Genomic DNA, 18,503 nt, shown 5'->3' on the forward strand with positions numbered 1-18,503 from the left:
AATGCTTATCTTTGCACTTTCTAAATTAGAACCTATTTATGTCAACAAATAATAGAAGATTTCCAGCAGAATGGGAAAAGCAGCAAGGAATTGTATTGTGTTTTCCACATAATGGCAACGATTGGCCAGGAAAATACGAAGCAGTTCAATGGGCTTTTGTAGAATTCATTAAAAAAGTAGCCGCTTTTGAAACCGTTTTTTTGGTCGTAGCCGATGAAAAGCTAAAAGAAAAAGTTGCCGAAATGCTTGAAAGAGCCCGCGTAAACATTCAAAACGTTTCTTTTATTATTCATAAAACAAACAGAAGCTGGATGCGTGATTCTGGACCAATTATAGTAAAAAATGGTTCTAAAAGAGAAGCTTTAAATTTCAACTTCAACGGTTGGGCAAAATATAAAAACTATCAGCTAGATAAATTTGTTCCAGGTAAAGTTGCTGATTTTATTGATGTTCCATTAACTCAGGTTACTTACAAAGGAAAACCAGTAATTGTTGAAGGCGGCGCTATTGATGTAAACGGAAAAGGAACATTACTTACTTCTGAAGAATGCTTAATGCATCCAACAATCCAAGTTAGAAATCCTGGTTTTACTAAAGAAGATTACGAGGCCGTATTTAAAGAATATCTTGGAGTTACCAATGTAATTTGGCTTGGAGACGGAATCGAAGGTGATGATACACACGGACATATAGATGATTTATGCCGATTTGTAAACGAAGATACGATCGTTACAATTGTAGAAACAGATAAAAATGATTCTAATTATAAACCTTTGCAGGATAATTTAAAACGTCTGCAAAATGCAAAATTAGAAAACGGAAAATCACCAGTTATTGTAGCGTTACCAATGCCAAAACGTGTTGATTTTGAAGATTTAAGACTGCCAGCAAGTTATGCTAATTTCTTGATTCTGAATAATTGCGTTTTAGTTCCAACATTTAATGACAGTAATGATCGCGTAGCTTTGAATATACTTTCAGAATGTTTTCCAGACAGAGAAGTAATCGGAATCAGCTGCATTGATTTCATATGGGGATTCGGAACGTTACATTGCTTAAGCCAGCAGATTCCTTTATAGAAATAACTGCTACTAGCCAATACAGTATAAATTTTATTTTTTTGTCAGGCCTGAGCGAAGTGGAAGCCCACGCAAAGTTTTTTCTCAAAGTTTGAATAATATAATAATCTAAACCCGAAAGGTTTTTAAAACCTGTCGGGTTTTATTGCGTTTACTATAAAATGAAACAAGAATAAATTATCGCAACATTCAAAATAAAAAAAGCTTGTTAGAGTAAACTAACAAGCTTTTTTATAATTTATCGATACCATCAACCATTAACCATCAACAATTAAAAAAAATAAAAATTAAAAATTAACCATTAACCATTAACAATCAACCATTAACAATTAATGTCTTTTCTCTTCATGGTCTAATAAATGGAGGTAAAAGCTGGCTGCAAACTTCTCCGAAACCAATTCTTACTTCTGCATTTTCGCAGAAACCTCTAATGATTACAGTATCATTATCTTCAATAAATTTACGTTCACTTCCGTCATTTAATTTCAACGGATTTTTTCCGCCCCATGTTAATTCTAACATAGAACCAAAACTATCAGGAGTTGGTCCAGAAATAGTTCCAGAACCCATCATATCACCAGAATTTACACGGCATCCGTTAGAAGTGTGATGCGCCAATTGCTGACTCATCGACCAATATAAATACTTGAAATTTGATCTTGAAATAATAGTTTCTTCTTGATCCTCAGGTTTTAAAGATACTTCTAAATGAATGTCAAAAGTCTTTTTTCCTTTAGTCTGAAGATAAGGAAGCGGTGATGGATCTTGTTTCGGCCCCTTGGTTCTAAAAGGTTCTAGAGCATCCATAGTAACAATCCATGGAGAAATAGAAGTTGCAAAGTTTTTAGCCAAGAATGGTCCAAGCGGTACATATTCCCATTTTTGAATATCACGCGCACTCCAGTCGTTCAATAAAACCATTCCGAAAATATAATCTTCGGCTTCATAAGTTGGGATATTTTCTCCCATTACATTTACATCTGTAGTAATAAAAGCAGTTTCAAGCTCAAAATCTACTAAACGAGACGGTCCAAAAACTGGATATTTTTCTCCAGCCGGAAGCGTTTGCCCCATTGGTCTGTGCACCGGAATTCCCGATGGAACAATTGTAGAGCTTCTTCCGTGATATCCAACTGGAATATGAAGCCAGTTTGGCAATAAAGCATTTTCTGGATCGCGGAACATCTTTCCTACGTTTGTAGCATGCTCTTTACTAGAATAGAAATCAGTATAATCACCAATCAAAACTGGTAACTGCATCTCTACATCTTCGATTTTAAATATAACAATATCTCTGTGTTTTGTTGAATCTCTTAGCTGTGGATTGTTTTCGTCGAAAATATCAGCGATGCGATTTCGCACCAGACGCCATGTTTTTTTTCCGTCAGAAATAAAATCATTCAGCGTATCCTGCATGAACATATCATCGGTTAAATCAATTCCTTCAAAATAGTTTAATTGTTGTAAAGCCCCTAAATCTATAGCATAGTCGCCGATTCTTGTTCCTACGGTAACGACATTTTCTTTGGTAAGAAACACGCCAAAAGGAATATTCTGAATAGGGAAGTCGCTATTTTCTGGCACTTCTAACCATGATTTTCTACTGGTGTCGTTGGCGGTTATAGGCATGTTTAATGTTAATTATTTGTTGAAAAATTACATGTCAAATATATCATAATCTAGCAGTTTGACAAACGTTTTTTTGTATTTTTGCGTGAAATTAACGAAAAACAAAGAAATGCAACGCGACGAACAAATTTTTGATCTTATCCAAGAGGAGAAAGAAAGACAAATTCACGGACTAGAACTTATCGCTTCAGAAAATTTTGTAAGTGATGAGGTAATGCAAGCAGCTGGGTCTGTTTTAACTAATAAATATGCAGAGGGTTATCCTGGCAAAAGATACTACGGTGGTTGTGAAGTAGTTGATGTTATTGAGCAGATTGCTATTGACAGAGCCAAAGAATTATTTGGAGCTGAATATGCAAACGTACAGCCTCACTCTGGTTCTCAAGCAAATACTGCTGTTTACCATGCATGTCTAAATCCTGGTGATACAATTTTAGGTTTCGATTTATCTCACGGAGGTCACTTAACTCATGGTTCTCCTGTAAACTTCTCAGGTCGTTTATACCGTCCTGTTTTTTACGGAGTAGATGCTGAGACTGGTCGTTTGGATTATGATAAAATTCAAGAAATTGCAACAAAAGAACAGCCAAAATTAATTATCGCTGGAGCTTCAGCTTATTCTCGTGATATGGATTTTGCTCGTTTCAGACAAATTGCTGACAGCGTAGGAGCGATCTTGTTTGCTGATATTTCTCACCCTGCAGGTCTTATTGCTAAAGGATTATTAAACGATCCAATTCCACATTGTCATATTGTTTCTACAACAACTCACAAAACATTGAGAGGACCACGTGGAGGTTTGATTTTAATGGGGAAAGATTTCGAAAACCCACAAGGTTTAAAAACTCCAAAAGGAGAAATCAGAATGATGTCTTCATTATTAGATTTAGCTGTTTTCCCTGGAAACCAAGGTGGACCTTTAATGCACATCATTGCTGCTAAAGCGGTTGCTTTTGGTGAAGCACTTAAAGATGAGTTCTTTACTTATGCAATGCAATTACAAAAAAATGCAAACGCAATGGCTGATGCTTTTGTAAAAAGAGGTTATAATATTATCTCTGGCGGAACAGATAACCACATGATGCTTATTGACTTAAGAAATAAAAATATTTCTGGTAAAGAAGCTGAAAATGCATTAGTAAAAGCTGAAATTACAGTAAATAAAAACATGGTTCCGTTTGACGATAAATCTCCATTTATCACTTCTGGAATTCGTGTTGGAACAGCTGCAATCACAACTCGTGGTTTAGTTGAAAAAGATATGGAAACTATTGTGGCTCTTATCGATAAAGTTCTTACTGATCACACAAACGAAGATCTTATTGAAGAAGTTGCAGAAGAAGTAAACGAATTAATGAGCGAAAGACCAATTTTTGCGTATTAAGAAATAGTTTCAAGTTTAAAGTTTCAAGTTTAAAGTTTTACGCTGTTCGAAAGACAGTTTGAAACTTTAAACTTTTTTCGTTCCTAAAAGAACCTGAAACCTGAAACCTGAAACAAAATAACAAAAGACTATGGGCGTACTAAGATTACAATTGCCAACCGACCCAAGATGGGTAAATATTGTTGAGAAAAACATAGAAGAAATCTTGACAGATCACGCGTGGTGCGAGCAGAAAGCAGCAACAAACGCGATCACAATTATCACAAATAATTCAGAACATCAAGATTTAGTTCAAGATTTATTGGCTTTGGCCAAAGAAGAAATCGATCATTTTGAACAGGTTCATAATATCATTATCAAAAGAGGACTAAAACTAGGGCGTGAACGTAAAGATGATTACGTAAACGAATTATACCAATACATGAAAAGAAGCGGCGACGGAAGCCGTGTTTCTGGATTGGTAGAAAGATTGTTATTCTCTGCAATGATTGAAGCCAGAAGCTGCGAACGTTTCAAAGTTCTTTCTGAAAACATAAAAGACGAAGAATTAGCTATTTTCTACAGAGAATTAATGGAAAGCGAAGCAGGTCATTATACAACTTTTATCACATACGCTCGTAAATACGGAAAAGGAATCGATGTTGAAAAACGTTGGAGAGAATGGCTGGAATTTGAAGAATCTATCATTACCAATTACGGAAAGGGAGAGACGATACACGGGTAAGTTTTAGTTTTAAGTCTCAGTTGCAGTTTTCAGTTTCTACGTTTGTCAGGCTGAGAGAAGTCGAAACTATCTTGTAAATAAAAAAATCCGTTTTAATCAGCGTTTTTCGCGAAAGCGAATCCGTTTAATCCGTGTTCTATTTACGCAATAATTTAATAAAATCTACAATCTAAATTCTAAAATTCCTTACATTTGAGAGTAACCAAAATCTTGAAATATGAGAATAGAAATGGATTTAAAACTAGGTTTTAAAGATGTAATGTTTAGACCTAAAAGATCAACGCTAAAAAGCCGTTCTGAAGTTTCTTTAGAACAAAATTTCAAGTTTTTGCACAGCACAGCATCTTGGACAGGAATTCCGATTATGGCTGCCAATATGGATACCGTAGGAACTTTTGAAATAGCGAAAGTCTTAGCGGGAGAAAAGCTCTTTACTGCAATTCATAAACACTATACTTTAGAACAATGGAATAGTTTCTTGAAAGACGTCACTCCAGATTTCTACGATTATATTGCTGTAAGTACAGGAACAGGGAAAGAAGATTTTGAAAAGATTGGAAAGATAATTACCGCAAATCCGTTGTTGAAATTCATTTGCATCGATGTTGCAAACGGTTATTCGGAGCATTTTGTTCAGTTTTTAAAGAAAACCCGTAAACAATATCCGGATAAAATCATTATTGCAGGAAATGTAGTTACGGGAGAAATGACCGAGGAACTTCTATTAGCTGGTGCTGATATCGTAAAAGTCGGAATTGGGCCTGGTTCTGTATGTACAACTCGTGTCAAAACGGGTGTTGGCTATCCGCAATTATCGGCAATTATCGAATGCGCCGATGCTGCTCATGGTTTGGGCGGACATATTATAAGTGATGGCGGATGTACAACTCCCGGTGATGTTGCCAAGGCTTTTGGCGCTGGCGCTGACTTTGTAATGTTAGGCGGAATGCTTGCAGGACATTCTGAAAGTGGCGGAGAACTGATCGAAGTAAAAGGTGAAAAATTCAAACAATTTTACGGAATGAGTTCTAAAACCGCAATGGACAAACATGCTGGTGGTGTAGCAGAATATAGAGCAAGTGAAGGAAAAACAGTTCAGGTTCCGTTTAAAGGAGATGTGATTCATACTGTTTTAGATATACTAGGAGGAATAAGAAGTACCTGTACTTATGTAGGAGCTTCAAGGTTAAAAGAATTGACTAAACGAACGACTTTCATCCGCGTAAGCGAACAGGAAAATCAAGTTTTTACAAAATAAAATATGATTACAATTACCGAAGCATCAATTGAAGATATTACTAAAATTCAAGAGATTGCAAACATTACATGGCCGATAACTTATGGTGAAATTCTAACAAAAGAACAGTTAGATTATATGCTGGATTTGATTTATTCTGATCAAGCGTTATCGAAACAAATCAAGAATAAAGAACAGTTGTTTTATTTAATTTCAGATTCAGAATCCATAATTGGATTCATTGGAATTGAGCATAATTATAAAAACGAGGCAATTACCAAAATTCATAAAATCTATCTTTTGCCAGAGACACAAGGAAAAGGTTATGGTAAAATTGTTTTTGATTCGATTGAAAAATTAGCTTTAGAGAATAATTCAAAAGAACTTTTATTAAATGTAAACCGATTTAATACGGCGTTGAATTTCTACAAAAAACTTGGTTTCGAAATCAAAGAAACGGTTGATATAGAAATTGGAAATGGGTATTTAATGGAAGATTATTTGATGGGGAAAAATATTTAAAAGTAGTTTTTTCTTAATCTTGTCATTTCGATCCCGAGGCTTCGGGAGAGAAATCACACAAGTATTTCCGCAAAGTAAATCGCCAATCTTTGTCGAGTTTCGAGTGTGATTTCTCTCCCGAAGCCTCGGGATCGGAATGACAAGCTGTACGTATTTGACTCATTCAACTCACAATCACATCATGCTTAAACAATAATCCTTTAACTTCATTCAAAGAAAAAACAGCTTTCTTTAATTTAGTTTTAGAAGGATCAATAGTATAATTATAACTCGTTTTAAAATCGGCTTTGTTGGCTATGGCTTTTGCAAATTCAGCGCGGTACAAATCGCAGTTGTCAAAAATTACACTTGTTAAATCTACTGCCATAAAGTCAACTGCTATCAAACTACAATTCGTAAATACTGTTCCTTTTAGTTTTAAGGTATAAAATTTAGAGAAATCCAAAATGCAGTTATTAAATGCAATTTCAAAAATCAGTTTGTCACACATTGCAAAATTCACATCTTTAATTTCACAGCGGTTAAACGTGGCTGTTCTAAAGGCAACATAATTAATTTTTGCTTCATTAAAAATACAATCATTGAAAACGCAGTCAATAAAGGTTACAGCAAGAAAAGTACAGGCAGAAAAATTACAATTATTAAAAACGCAGCATTCAAAATCTTTAAAATTAAGATCGTCTTTGTCGTAAATAATCGTATTGTATTCTTTATCAAGAAAATATTCGCTTTCTTTTTTCAACTGTATTGTGATAATTATTTGAGGCTGAAAAGGTAATAATTTACTACAAAATATTCTTCGTTAATTGTAAATGATTTTGATTTCATTCATATTTTTATCCATAATTTGATGTAGCTTTACGCTTATTTTTTTAGTCAAAACATATTATTTTATTATATGGAACCAACAAGAAAGGAACATGATTTTTTAGGGGAATTAGAAATTCCGAATCATTTATACTACGGAATCCAGACTTTTAGAGCTGTAGAGAATTTCAATATTACAGGAATTCCGATTTCAAAAGAACCTTTGTTTATCAAAGCTTTAGGTTATGTGAAAAAAGCTGCAGCTCTTGCCAATAAAGACTGTGGCGCAATTGATCCTAAAATTGCTGAAGCAATCTGCTACGGAAGCGATCAGGTTATTGCTGGTAAATTTGATCAGGAATTTGTCAGCGATTTAATTCAGGGCGGCGCAGGAACTTCGGTAAATATGAATGCAAACGAAGTTATTGCCAATATCGGATTAGAATATTTAGGTCATAAAAAAGGAGAATACAATTTTCTTCATCCAAACAATCATGTAAACTGTTCACAGTCTACAAACGATGCGTATCCTTCTGCTTTTAGAATTGCTTTGTATTTGAAAATGGAAAGTTTTATTAAAACTTTTGCAGGTCTTGAAGTCGCTTTCGCGAAAAAAGGAGAAGAATTCAAAGAAGTTTTAAAAATGGGAAGAACGCAGCTGCAAGATGCGGTACCAATGACTTTAGGGCAAGAATTTAAAGCTTATGCCACAACAATTGGAGAAGATATTCAACGCTTAAAAAATGCTCAGGATTTATTATTAGAAATTAATATGGGAGCAACGGCGATTGGAACAAAAGTTAACGCACCAGAAGGTTATCCTGAAATTTGCGTAAAATATTTAGCTGAAGAAGTTGGAATTCCTTTAACGCTTTCACCAGATTTGATTGAAGCAACGGTAGATACAGGTGCTTACGTTCAGATTATGGGAACATTAAAGCGTTCTGCGGTTAAGATTTCTAAAATCTGTAACGATTTACGATTGTTGAGTTCTGGACCAAGAACTGGTTTTAATGAAATCAATTTGCCAGCGCGCCAGCCAGGTTCATCAATTATGCCTGGGAAAGTAAATCCAGTAATTCCAGAAGTGGTAAACCAGACTTGTTTTTATGTAATTGGTCAGGATTTAACGGTAACAATGGCGGCAGAAGCAGGACAATTACAGCTAAATGTCATGGAACCTGTTATTGCTTTTGCGATGTTTACGTCTTTAGATTATCTTTCAAATGCGATTCAGACTTTAATTGATAAATGTATTAACGGAATTACAGCAAACGTAGACCATTGCTATAACATGGTGATGAACAGCATCGGAATTGTAACGCAGTTAAATCCAATTATTGGTTACGAAGAAAGTGCAAGTATTGCGGGTGAAGCTTTAAAAACAAACAAAAGCGTACATCAAATTGCAGTTTTGGAAAGAAAGCTGATTACTCAGGAAAAATGGGATGAAATTTATTCTTTAGAAAATTTAATTCATCCAAAGTTTATTACGAAATAATATTTATTATAACATTAAAAAGCCGTCAATTACTAATTGACGGCTTTTTTAATTTATTCAGTGATTATTCTTAGTTGATTATTTTATAAAATAAACCAGCCATAAAAATAAATGCAATGAGACATAATATATTAACTCCAAAAACTTTTAAGTATTTTTTTACGGCAGTATCATCACTTCTAAAAAAAGTATAATTCATAACGGTCGCAACCCCGCCAATAAATCCGCCAATTGCTCCACCACTAAGTACAACAAGAATAGGGAGTCCGCCGATAATATATTCGTACCATTTTAATTTCGCTGCCATGCGGTATTTTTGACCATTTATATTTAAGCATTGTGCAGAAATATCAGGAATATTGGCTTTAGGAAAAGCTTTAACTATTTCATCATTAGCTCTTTTTATTAAAAATGGTTTTCCTTTTTCTTTGCTTTGTTCTACCAGAACACCATTTTGTTTTAAAGTTGCTTTTCCTGAAAATATATTATTTTCATATTCAAATTTGTCATTTGGAAAATCTGTCAGGGTAAATTCAAAATTATTTTTCATTTTATGTATGCTTTTTTTGTTTTTTAATGTTCTCAAAATGAGATCAATACTTGTTTTGTAAATATTTTACAAAATTACTCTGTGCTGATTTTCAATTATGTTTCTAAAAGCCAAAAAAATAATAGAATAAGATTTTTTATTATATAAATCTGAAAAATCTAAAGATTTGTTTTGTGTAAAATGTTGAAAATAAATACTATATTTACTATAGGTTACTGGTTTTTATTAAAATAAACTTTTCTTAAATGGTGAATTTTTTAAAAAATAATGCCTTTCAGTACAAGTATAAAATCTTAGGATTATTGTTTTTTATTTCATCTAATTTATATTGCCAAGAAGAAATAACGAATCCAGAGCTCTGTCCGCCCAAAACTATTTTTGATATTTTTAAAAAACAAGACGATGCTTTAGTCGTTAAACCCACCAAAAATAATTTCTTTTTAGTAATTCCAGCTATTGGTTCACAGCCAGCAACTGGATTTTTTTTTGGTGCTGTAGCGCAGTATACTTTCAAAGGAAAAGAAGAGAAAGATAAATATTCCATTGCTAATGTTGGGGTTACATATACATTAAAAGATCAGTGGCTGGTTAATATCAAAAACAATATCCTGCTAAAAAATAATAAAATCTTTTTGAGCGGCGATTATCGTTTGTACTTGTTTTCTCAGCCCAATTATGGACTTGGAACAGATATTATTCCGCCAAGACGCGATAGGAGTCCAAGCTTTAGTATTGATTCTATTGCACAGGATATGGATTATAATTATTTGAAATTTCACCAAACCGTTTCATTTGAAGTAAAAGAAAATTATTATGTAGGCGGAGGAATTAATATTGACTGGTATTCCAGTATTAACGATAAAAAATTGGATGTTGAAAATGGCGTATTCACCTATCATTATAATTACAGTCAGAAATACGGATTTGATAATTTAGAGTATTTCCTAAACGGAGTAAGTTTGAATTTGGTTCACGATTCTCGTGATAATCAGGTAAATGCTTCGCGAGGCTGGTTTGCAAATATCAATTATAGATTTAATCCTGTTTTGTTTAATAATCAGGAATATAGTAGTGTATTGTTTGCAGAGTATAAGCATTTTGTACCTGTTTCGCATAAAAATCCAAATTATATTTTAGCCATTTGGACTTATGGTCAGTTTGTAACCCGAGGAAAAGTTCCATATTTAAATTTGCCAGCAATTGGCTGGGATCAGCGAAGCAGGAGCGGGGAGGGCTATACGCAAGGGCTTTTTAGAGGAAATGGTTTGGTTTATTTATCTACAGAATTTAGATTTCCAATAACCTGCAATCAATTATTAAGCGGTACTGTTTTTACCAATTTTGTTACTGCCAGTAATTCAGATACTAATTTGGAGCTTTTTAAATCGATTCAGCCGGCTGCTGGGATTGGTTTGAGGCTTTTAATTGATAAAGCGACAAAGACAAATTTGATTTTAGATTATGCGTGGGGTAATAATTCGAAAGCTTTTTATTTAAATGCGGGAGAGACTTTTTAGGTTGTTAAGGTTTTAATATTCAATTATTTGAGCTTTAATATTTAAGTTTTTTCTTTCTAAAAATATTCTTTTTTTGAAAGAAAAAAGCTAAATTTGATTATCCAATTAACAATCAAAATCAAAAATTATGAAACAGTACAGTTTATTATTAGTTGTATTTCTGTCGGCGATAGGAATGCAGGCTCAGGATGCAAGGTCTTTTTCGCTAAATTTGTATGGCGGTTATAATTTTTCAGATAAGCTGGAGTACGACGGCTATTCTGCAACAATAGAAGATGGTTTTCAATACGGAGCAGGGTTTGAGTATTTCTTTTCAACCAACAACTCAGTTGAATTAAAGTACTTAAGATCAGATGTTAAAATACCATTATATAATCCTTCTGGAGCTCAAATAAATACGAACGATAAGGGAGCATTTAATTTTATTTTAGCAGATTTCACCCATTATTTTGATACAGGTTCAAATCTTCTGCCTTATTTGGGTGCTGGTGCCGGAGTTGGTATTGTAGAATCACCTCAGGGTGGAAGCGGTACTTATTTTGCCTGGGATGTCAAGGGCGGGGTAAAAATCAAAACTGCATCATCTGTTTCTGTAAATATTAATGCTTATTTACAATCCATGTCGGCAGCAGTGGGTGAAAGTTATTATTGGTCCTATTGGGTAGGTCCAGTAGCATTTGAAGATTATATTTCTACTTATCAGTTTGGACTTGGAGCGGTTGTTAGTTTTAATTTCAAAAATTAGTAATTATAAGGCATTAAATGCAAGATAAATATCAAAAAGCAGGCTATTAGGTCTGCTTTTTTTATTCTTCATAATTAAATCATAATTTGTAAATATCTGCCGTTTTTGTTAAATTCAATTCTTATTTTTGTTGTATATACAAACTTCTCAAGATGAAATTACTAATAGTCGAAGACGAACCAAATCTATTATCTATTCTGCGTAAAGGATTTGCCGAAAATAATAATGAAGTAAGTGTGGCTCTAGACGGTAAAACTGCTCTGGAGATGATTCATAATTATACTTTTGATGTTGTAGTTTTAGATGTAATGCTTCCAGATATTAACGGAATTGAAATCTGCAGAAGACTTCGTGCCAGCAAGAATTTTGTACCTATTTTACTTTTAACAGCTCTAGGAACTTCAGAAAACATCGTGACTGGTCTTAACGCCGGCGCAGATGATTATTTGGTAAAGCCTTTTAAATTTGGAGAATTAGATGCTCGTGTAAATGCACTCTATAGAAGATCGCATCAAGAAACAGAGAAAATTGATACTATTACAATTGGTGATCTTGAGATTAATGGACGCGCTAAATCGGTAAAGAGAGGTGGAGAAAACATTGTTTTAACTGCAAAAGAGTTCAAACTATTGTATTATCTGGCAAAAAATACGGGTCGAATTGTTTCCCGCGATCAGATTTTAGATAATGTCTGGGATATTAATTTTGACATGAATACGAACGTTGTTGATGTATATATAACCTATTTAAGAAGAAAAATTGATAAGCCTTTTGATACCAAACTTATTCATACCATGAAAGGATTGGGTTATGTTATAAAATCGTAAAATGGACATTAGAAAAAAAATTACTTTTAACTACGTTGCCCTTTCTACCTTTAGTACATCGCTATTGTGTATCATTGTTTTTTTCTTGTTTAGAGAAAACAATCGTTATCACTTTTTAAAACGTTTAGATGACAGGTCAAAAATTGTAGCTTCAATACATTTTCAAAAAGATCCGGAGAAAATAAAATATTATAAGAATCTTCAAAAAAATGGACTTGAAGAATTAATCGAAGAAGAAGAATATGTATTAAAAATCAACAGCCATAATAGTTTTGATTATAATACGAATCTTAATCTTCCGAATACTTTTTATACCAATATTTTAAGCACAGGAAAAGACTCATACGAAAAAGATAATAAATATTATTTAGGTCAGATTTTTGAAGAAAACGGACAAAAATATATTGTAATTGTAGGTGCTAGAGATCGTAAAGGAAAAGATACGACTATTTATATCGTTAAAATTATGCTTTTTGGCGGAATTGGTTTTGTGATTCTTGCCTTTCTTTTAGGACGTTTTCTAGCCAAACGTGTCATTAATCCAGTAGCGCGAATTACCAAAGAAGTAAAAAGAATTAGTGCGTCGAATCTTCATAATCGTCTTCCTGAAGTTAAAAACTCTGATGAAATATCCGATCTGACCAATACTTTTAATAATATGCTGGACAGGCTGGAAACCTCTTTTGAAATCCAGGCTAATTTTATCAATAATGCTTCTCATGAATTAAAAACACCAATAACAACTATTATTGCCGAAGCAGAAATTATGCTGCTCAAAGAGCGAGATGTTCAAGAATATGTACAGTCTTTAGAAAATATTTATAGCCAGGCATCTAGATTAGGAAACTTAACGGAAAGTCTCTTAAAATTGACTCAAACAGGTTATGACGGTCAAAAACAAGTATCTGACATTGCCAGAATTGACGAATTGCTAATGGATGTAAAATCGGATTTGGATAAAATATTTCCAGGAAACCGAGTTAGCATTAAGCTTAACTTTGCTCCAGAAGATTCTAATTTATTGTTGCTTCCGTGCAACAAACCATTGTTGGAATTAGCAATCAACAATATTATTACCAACGGCGTAAAATATTCTGATAACAATGAAGTATTCGTAAATCTTTCGGCAAACGAAGAAATGATTAAAATTACGATTAATGATATCGGTATAGGAATTCCGCCAGAAGATATTCCGCATTTGTATGAACCTTTCTTTAGAGGTAAAATTGCGGCAAAATATATTGGTTACGGTCTAGGATTGCCGCTGGCTTCTAAAATAATTCGTATGCACGATGGAGAATTGCAAGTACAGTCTGAGCAGAATAAAGGTACAATCGTCACGATTATCTTTAAAAAACTGAAGATTAAAAAATCTAATGTTTAATCTTAGAAAATTCTAATTTTAAATTAATAAAGGTATAATTAGCGGATAGTTATTTTGTAGGTATAAAACTAAACAATTATACTTATGAAAAATTTTCTTATACCTACGACTTTAAAAGATGACACAATCTCGGCTGTTAAATCTGCGGTGAATCAGTCAAAAGATACTGAATCAGAAATTATTTTAGTATTAGTTTCAGAATCACCAGACACATTTTCGACTTCAAGTTTTTTACGCGAAATGCGATCAGGATTAACCAGAAGCCAGGAAGAGGTGTTGGAAACCTGCAGATACATTATCGACCATTCTCCAAATACAAAACTGAAAGTTCACAACCAATACGGACTTTCGGCTCCAATTTTCAAGCGTCTTATCGAAGCTTTTTCTGTAAAATTGGTCATTCTCACACATTCTTATAAACAAGAAACAAAAAGAATTCATCAATATTTGGTTCAGCTGGCTGGAAATCAAAAATGTCCAATTCTGCATTTAAGCACAGAAATTAATAAAGAAGTCTTCAGCAAAGCTCTTTATGTAGAAAATTCAAGCAAAAGCATACATGTAAAAGATGTACAGCAGTATTTAAGTGAAAATTTCTCTTTCGAAATAGTAAGTCAGACTGCCAATTTTGAAGACAATTATGAGAATGTTGCGCCATTTTTATCAGAAGCCATTTCAAAACATAATATTGACATGCTTGTAGAAACTCGAAAAGGCGAAAAAATCAAATTCAAAAAAGTAAAAAAAGAAAACATCAATGAGAAGCTGGGACTTCCAGTTCTTTCATTGTACGAAGAGATTGTTTAAGTCTTTAGTTCTTAGTTTGTAGTCCTTAAGTCCTTAGTTTTTAGTACTCAGTTACTAATATTAACGGAATCCTTATAATTACTCGATTTTGCAATGTAATTATTGATGAAATATTAGTGTAAACTATTTAAGTAACAACTAATGACTAAGTACTAAAAAGCTATAAATATTTAATTTAAAACCGAAAATATGTTATTAAAGAAAAGAATACCAATGAAGTACGTTCTCGGGAAAATTAAAGTAGAAATAGTTCTAGTATTGGCTTATACCATACTATTTGAAATATTTCACCACTATTTTGTTACCCTTCCCGTAGATATTCCAATTGCGATTCCAACCATGATTGGAACTATTATTTCCTTATTATTAGCCTTTAAGTCCAATCAGGCTTATGACAGATGGTGGGAAGCCAGAATTGTTTGGGGCGCAGTTGTAAACGATTCCAGAACATTAATTCGTCAGGTTTTGACGTTTTATAAAGACCCTGATTTTTCTGTTGAAGCCAGCGAATTCAAAGAGAATTTTGCTAAAAGACAAATTGCATGGTGTTATAGTTTAGGGCAGTCACTTAGAAATAAAGATGCCATAAAACCACTTGAAGGTTTGATGAGTGAAGAAGAAATAAAATACATTAAGAATCATCAAAACGTTCCAAATGCTATTTTGATGCTGCACGCCCGCGATCTTAGAAATGCTAAGAACGAGAAGAAAATCAATATGTATCAGCAGGTTGAAATCGACAATACATTGTCCAGATTATGTGATGAAATGGGAAAATGTGAGAGAATTAAAAATACCATATTTCCAACAACATACAGTATGTACATCAGGCTGACATTGTGTTTGTTTATTTTGTTACTGCCTTTTGGGTTAACAAGTGTTTTAAGCTGGTTTGCAATTCCGTTAATTACAGCTATTGGCGGGGCTTTCTTTTTGATCGAAAGAATGGCGATTCATTTGCAGGATCCATTCGAAAACCGACCTACAGATACGCCTGTAACGACGATTGCAAATACAATTGAAAAAAATATCAAGCAAATGCTCAATGAATATCAAAGTGAATTTGATATTCTGAATGAATTTGAATTGAACAACGAACCTAAGAAAGTCGAAAAAGGCGCTTATTTCGTACTATAACTATTTAATTTTGGTCTTCTTTTAATTGTTGGCTGGACAGTGTGTAGTTGCGCTGTCCAGTTTTTTTATTTTTTATAGGTATAGTTTGTCATTCGATGAACGAAAAATCACACTCGCAAATCCATAAAGATTAGCGAATATCTATACACAATTTCTAGTTCCTAGAATGACAAAAACTTGCTCTACAATTGTGTTTGAGCTAGTCTTCCCAGCGTTTGAATAGCAGTTCTTAACTCATTTGACCATGGTAGACCAAAACTCAATCGCATACAATTTGAAAATTGATCTTGAAACGAAAAAATCCTGCCTGGAGCAATACTGATATTGTGTTTCATCGCTAAATGATAAAAAGCAGCAGTATCAATTTTTTTATCCAATTCAATCCACAGAAAAAATCCACCTTGAGGCTGACTTACTTTCGTTCCTTTTGGAAAGGATTCCAAAACTGTATTAATATAATTGTTGCAATTATGATTTAATATTTGGCGTATCTTTCGAAGATGATTTTCATAACGCCCGTTTTTTAAAAAATCCCCAACCACTTCGTGTGTAATAGTAGGCGAGGAGAGCGAATGATAAATTTTGTTTCTTAAGATTTGTTTTTTGAATTTCCCAGGCGAAACCCATCCCACGCGATAACCGGGAGCTAATGTTTTTGAAACAGAGCTGCAACAGAGCACAATTCCGCTTTCATCATAAGTTTTGCAATTTGTTGGTCGGCTCGAACCAAAGTACAAATCGCCGTGAATATCATCTTCAATCAATGGAATGTTGTAGAATTCCATCAATTTCACCACTTCTATTTTATGCTCTGCCGGCATCATACTTCCAGAAGGATTGCTAAAATTACTCATCAGCAAACATAGTTTTACTTTTTTAGAAGAAAGCGATTTTTTGAGTGCTTCTAATTCTATTCCAGTTGTCATGTTTGTAGGCAGTTCCATGATATACAATCCTAAAGATTTGGCCAATTGCAAGATGCCAAAATAAGCGGGACTTTCTGTAATTATGGTATCGCCGGGCTGTGTTAACGTCATTAAACAATGCGATATAGCACTTGTGCAGCCAGGCATTGTAATAATATCTTCTTCTGTTAACGATCCTCCCCATGTAAAAGACCATCTGGCAATTTCTCTTCTTAAATTAAGATTACCTTTTACTTGCTCATAACTCGTTCCGCTGTTTGGAAGTTGGCGCATCGCCTGAACCATTCCCTTATTTAATTTAGCAATAGGAAGAAGTTCGTTTGACGGAAACCCCAAAGAAAGCATCGTAATATTTGGATCTGTCATATTGCCGTAAACCTGATCGATTAAATCTTCGCGGTCAATATTGGCACATTTTAAAATCGGACTGCTGGGTGATGGTTCTGGAATCGTTCTTGCTGAAATATTACTCACATAATATCCCGACTGCGGTCTAGCTTCAATCAAAGAACGGCTTTCGGCTTCATAATAAGCCTTACTTACAGTGCTCATGCTGTAACCCGTTTCTGCGCAAACTTCTCGAATAGAAGGCAGTTTATCGCCAACGCTCAAGACGCCAGACTTAATTTGTTTTTCGATACGGTCAGCAAATTGAAGATATAAGTAATTAGAATTTTTCATAAAAAAATAAAACTGTTATGGTGCAATTTACAAAAACTGTATCTGTATTGCTGTTTTATTTTTTAGAAATTTGCTTAAATAGAAAACTAAACAATAAACAACATCTCGTGAAAACAACAAAATACTACATCGCTGCTATTACATGTTTTGTAATCTGGGGATTTTTCAGTTTGGTTTTGAGACCAATACATGACTATCCTTCTTTAGATATTTTATTCTATCGTGTTTTTAGCTGTAGTATTTTAATGCTTCTTATTGCATTTTCTTTCAAGAGAAAAAGAATGAGAGAAGCTGTACAAACTTTTAAATCAATGCCGGCTTTTGAGAAACGTAAAACAATTCTATTAAATATTGGCGGAAGCATTTTTCTAATGGCGAACTGGTTTACTTTTATTTATGTCATGAACCATGTTAGTGTAAAAGCGACATCTTTGGCTTACTTGGTTTGTCCTATTTTAACCACGCTGCTGGCTTATTTTATTTTGTATGAAAAACTAAATAAAACACAATGGATTGCGGTAGGATTAAGCATTTCAGGATGTATTCTGTTGTCTTATGCAAATATTATGGATATGCTTTTTAGTATTATAATTGGGTTTACATATGCTTCATATTTAGTAAGTCAGCGTGTTAATAAGGGCTTTGATAAATTTATAATTCTAACTTTTCACATCACATTAGCGGCATTATGTTTACTGCCTTTTTATCCATTTTACAGCGGAACAGTTCCAACAGAGTTTAAATTTTATTTCTGTATCGAAACCATTGCCATTTTATTTACCATTTTTCCATTGTTTCTTAATTTATATGCCCTTTCGGGAATAAATTCTTCGACAGTCGGAATGCTTTTAAATATTAATCCAATGATTGCTTTTTTATTGGCAATGTTTTTATACAAAGAACAATTCGGATTTATACAAATTGCTGCATACGGAATTATTTTTGCCGCAGTTGTAGTTTTCAATTCACATCATATTTTTGCGGCCAAGCAAAAAAGAACCGCAATATCCAAAGGTTCTCAATAGTAGTTTTCATATTTTTTATTG

The 18,503-nt window shown here is 33.6% G+C and carries 17 protein-coding genes; 13 read left to right on the forward strand and 4 right to left on the reverse strand.

Annotation, left to right across the window (positions count from 1 at the left end; all coding sequences use genetic code 11):
* Nucleotides 1-38 precede the first annotated feature (38 nt).
* Entirely contained in the window at nucleotides 39-1,079 is a 1,041-nt protein-coding gene (locus QE431_RS08075; RefSeq protein WP_057118405.1) for an agmatine/peptidylarginine deiminase, read from the forward strand.
* A gap of 345 nt (nucleotides 1,080-1,424) precedes the next feature.
* Here the strand turns inward: QE431_RS08075 and fahA are convergent, their stop codons facing one another.
* A complete protein-coding gene (gene fahA / locus QE431_RS08080; protein ID WP_057118404.1) occupies nucleotides 1,425-2,708 on the reverse strand; it encodes a fumarylacetoacetase in 1,284 nt (427 codons plus the stop codon).
* A gap of 109 nt (nucleotides 2,709-2,817) precedes the next feature.
* On the opposite strand from fahA, the gene glyA reads away from it, so the two are divergent.
* From glyA to QE431_RS08100, 4 genes are all read left to right on the forward strand, one after another.
* Nucleotides 2,818-4,092, forward strand: a complete 1,275-nt coding sequence (gene glyA, locus QE431_RS08085) for a serine hydroxymethyltransferase (RefSeq protein WP_057118403.1) — start codon at nucleotides 2,818-2,820, stop codon at nucleotides 4,090-4,092.
* A gap of 130 nt (nucleotides 4,093-4,222) precedes the next feature.
* Complete coding sequence (locus tag QE431_RS08090; protein WP_057118402.1) at nucleotides 4,223-4,816, forward strand: tRNA-(ms[2]io[6]A)-hydroxylase; 594 nt, start codon at nucleotides 4,223-4,225, stop codon at nucleotides 4,814-4,816.
* 217 nt (nucleotides 4,817-5,033) lie between these two features.
* The gene (locus QE431_RS08095; RefSeq protein WP_057118401.1) at nucleotides 5,034-6,074 is read left to right on the forward strand and encodes a GMP reductase; all 1,041 of its coding nucleotides are present in this window, start codon (nucleotides 5,034-5,036) and stop codon (nucleotides 6,072-6,074) included.
* A 3-nt stretch (nucleotides 6,075-6,077) separates the two neighbouring features.
* On the forward strand, nucleotides 6,078-6,575 hold the full coding sequence (locus QE431_RS08100) for a GNAT family N-acetyltransferase (protein ID WP_307294847.1): 498 nt from the start codon (nucleotides 6,078-6,080) through the stop codon (nucleotides 6,573-6,575).
* Between the two features lie 163 nt (nucleotides 6,576-6,738).
* Here QE431_RS08100 and QE431_RS08105 read toward each other — a convergent pair whose 3' ends face one another.
* On the reverse strand, nucleotides 6,739-7,317 hold the full coding sequence (locus QE431_RS08105; RefSeq protein ID WP_307294848.1) for a pentapeptide repeat-containing protein: 579 nt from the start codon (nucleotides 7,315-7,317) through the stop codon (nucleotides 6,739-6,741).
* Nucleotides 7,318-7,473: 156 nt separating this feature from the next.
* On the opposite strand from QE431_RS08105, the gene aspA reads away from it, so the two are divergent.
* Complete coding sequence (aspA, locus tag QE431_RS08110; protein ID WP_057118398.1) at nucleotides 7,474-8,883, forward strand: aspartate ammonia-lyase; 1,410 nt, start codon at nucleotides 7,474-7,476, stop codon at nucleotides 8,881-8,883.
* Between the two features lie 70 nt (nucleotides 8,884-8,953).
* On the opposite strand, the gene QE431_RS08115 is transcribed toward aspA, so the two are convergent.
* A complete protein-coding gene (locus QE431_RS08115) occupies nucleotides 8,954-9,433 on the reverse strand; it encodes a hypothetical protein (protein ID WP_057118397.1) in 480 nt (159 codons plus the stop codon).
* 245 nt (nucleotides 9,434-9,678) lie between these two features.
* Between QE431_RS08115 and QE431_RS08120 the strand changes: the two genes are divergently transcribed.
* The 6 genes from QE431_RS08120 (at nucleotide 9,679) to QE431_RS08145 (ending at nucleotide 15,850) form a co-directional block, all read left to right on the forward strand.
* Nucleotides 9,679-10,950 carry a BamA/TamA family outer membrane protein gene (locus QE431_RS08120; RefSeq protein WP_307294851.1) on the forward strand — a complete coding sequence of 424 codons (1,272 nt, stop codon included), beginning with the start codon at nucleotides 9,679-9,681 and terminating at the stop codon, nucleotides 10,948-10,950.
* A gap of 127 nt (nucleotides 10,951-11,077) precedes the next feature.
* A complete protein-coding gene (locus QE431_RS08125; protein ID WP_307294854.1) occupies nucleotides 11,078-11,695 on the forward strand; it encodes an outer membrane beta-barrel protein in 618 nt (205 codons plus the stop codon).
* Nucleotides 11,696-11,847: 152 nt separating this feature from the next.
* Nucleotides 11,848-12,522, forward strand: a complete 675-nt coding sequence (locus tag QE431_RS08130; protein ID WP_134141724.1) for a response regulator transcription factor — start codon at nucleotides 11,848-11,850, stop codon at nucleotides 12,520-12,522.
* A gap of 1 nt (nucleotide 12,523) precedes the next feature.
* Entirely contained in the window at nucleotides 12,524-13,906 is a 1,383-nt protein-coding gene (locus tag QE431_RS08135; protein ID WP_307294857.1) for a HAMP domain-containing sensor histidine kinase, read from the forward strand.
* An 84-nt stretch (nucleotides 13,907-13,990) separates the two neighbouring features.
* A complete protein-coding gene (locus QE431_RS08140) occupies nucleotides 13,991-14,713 on the forward strand; it encodes a hypothetical protein (RefSeq protein WP_057118392.1) in 723 nt (240 codons plus the stop codon).
* 189 nt (nucleotides 14,714-14,902) lie between these two features.
* Nucleotides 14,903-15,850, forward strand: coding sequence for a bestrophin family protein (locus tag QE431_RS08145; RefSeq protein WP_134141720.1), 948 nt, complete (start codon nucleotides 14,903-14,905; stop codon nucleotides 15,848-15,850).
* 182 nt (nucleotides 15,851-16,032) lie between these two features.
* On the opposite strand, the gene QE431_RS08150 is transcribed toward QE431_RS08145, so the two are convergent.
* Nucleotides 16,033-17,457 (reverse strand): PLP-dependent aminotransferase family protein, encoded by a 1,425-nt coding sequence (locus QE431_RS08150; protein WP_281865287.1) that lies wholly within the window; start codon nucleotides 17,455-17,457, stop codon nucleotides 16,033-16,035.
* Between the two features lie 107 nt (nucleotides 17,458-17,564).
* On the opposite strand from QE431_RS08150, the gene QE431_RS08155 reads away from it, so the two are divergent.
* Nucleotides 17,565-18,482, forward strand: a complete 918-nt coding sequence (locus QE431_RS08155) for an EamA family transporter (protein ID WP_307294864.1) — start codon at nucleotides 17,565-17,567, stop codon at nucleotides 18,480-18,482.
* Nucleotides 18,483-18,503: the final 21 nt, after the last annotated feature.

Origin of the sequence: Flavobacterium sp. SORGH_AS_0622 (genome assembly GCF_030818825.1) — a bacterium.
GTDB lineage: Bacteria > Bacteroidota > Bacteroidia > Flavobacteriales > Flavobacteriaceae > Flavobacterium.

Excerpts from the sequence above, each read along its gene's own strand:
- QE431_RS08075 (WP_057118405.1), top strand. The coding sequence starts at position 39 with ATGTCAACAAATAATAGAAGATTTCCAGCAGAATGGGAAAAGCAGCAA.
- QE431_RS08125 (WP_307294854.1), top strand. The coding sequence starts at position 11,078 with ATGAAACAGTACAGTTTATTATTAGTTGTATTTCTGTCGGCGATAGGA.
- QE431_RS08095 (WP_057118401.1), top strand. The coding sequence starts at position 5,034 with ATGAGAATAGAAATGGATTTAAAACTAGGTTTTAAAGATGTAATGTTT.
- fahA (WP_057118404.1), bottom strand. The coding sequence starts at position 2,708 with ATGCCTATAACCGCCAACGACACCAGTAGAAAATCATGGTTAGAAGTG.
- glyA (WP_057118403.1), top strand. The coding sequence starts at position 2,818 with ATGCAACGCGACGAACAAATTTTTGATCTTATCCAAGAGGAGAAAGAA.
- QE431_RS08090 (WP_057118402.1), top strand. The coding sequence starts at position 4,223 with ATGGGCGTACTAAGATTACAATTGCCAACCGACCCAAGATGGGTAAAT.
- QE431_RS08120 (WP_307294851.1), top strand. The coding sequence starts at position 9,679 with ATGGTGAATTTTTTAAAAAATAATGCCTTTCAGTACAAGTATAAAATC.
- QE431_RS08135 (WP_307294857.1), top strand. The coding sequence starts at position 12,524 with ATGGACATTAGAAAAAAAATTACTTTTAACTACGTTGCCCTTTCTACC.
- QE431_RS08100 (WP_307294847.1), top strand. The coding sequence starts at position 6,078 with ATGATTACAATTACCGAAGCATCAATTGAAGATATTACTAAAATTCAA.
- QE431_RS08140 (WP_057118392.1), top strand. The coding sequence starts at position 13,991 with ATGAAAAATTTTCTTATACCTACGACTTTAAAAGATGACACAATCTCG.
- QE431_RS08130 (WP_134141724.1), top strand. The coding sequence starts at position 11,848 with ATGAAATTACTAATAGTCGAAGACGAACCAAATCTATTATCTATTCTG.
- QE431_RS08145 (WP_134141720.1), top strand. The coding sequence starts at position 14,903 with ATGTTATTAAAGAAAAGAATACCAATGAAGTACGTTCTCGGGAAAATT.
- QE431_RS08115 (WP_057118397.1), bottom strand. The coding sequence starts at position 9,433 with ATGAAAAATAATTTTGAATTTACCCTGACAGATTTTCCAAATGACAAA.
- QE431_RS08150 (WP_281865287.1), bottom strand. The coding sequence starts at position 17,457 with ATGAAAAATTCTAATTACTTATATCTTCAATTTGCTGACCGTATCGAA.
- aspA (WP_057118398.1), top strand. The coding sequence starts at position 7,474 with ATGGAACCAACAAGAAAGGAACATGATTTTTTAGGGGAATTAGAAATT.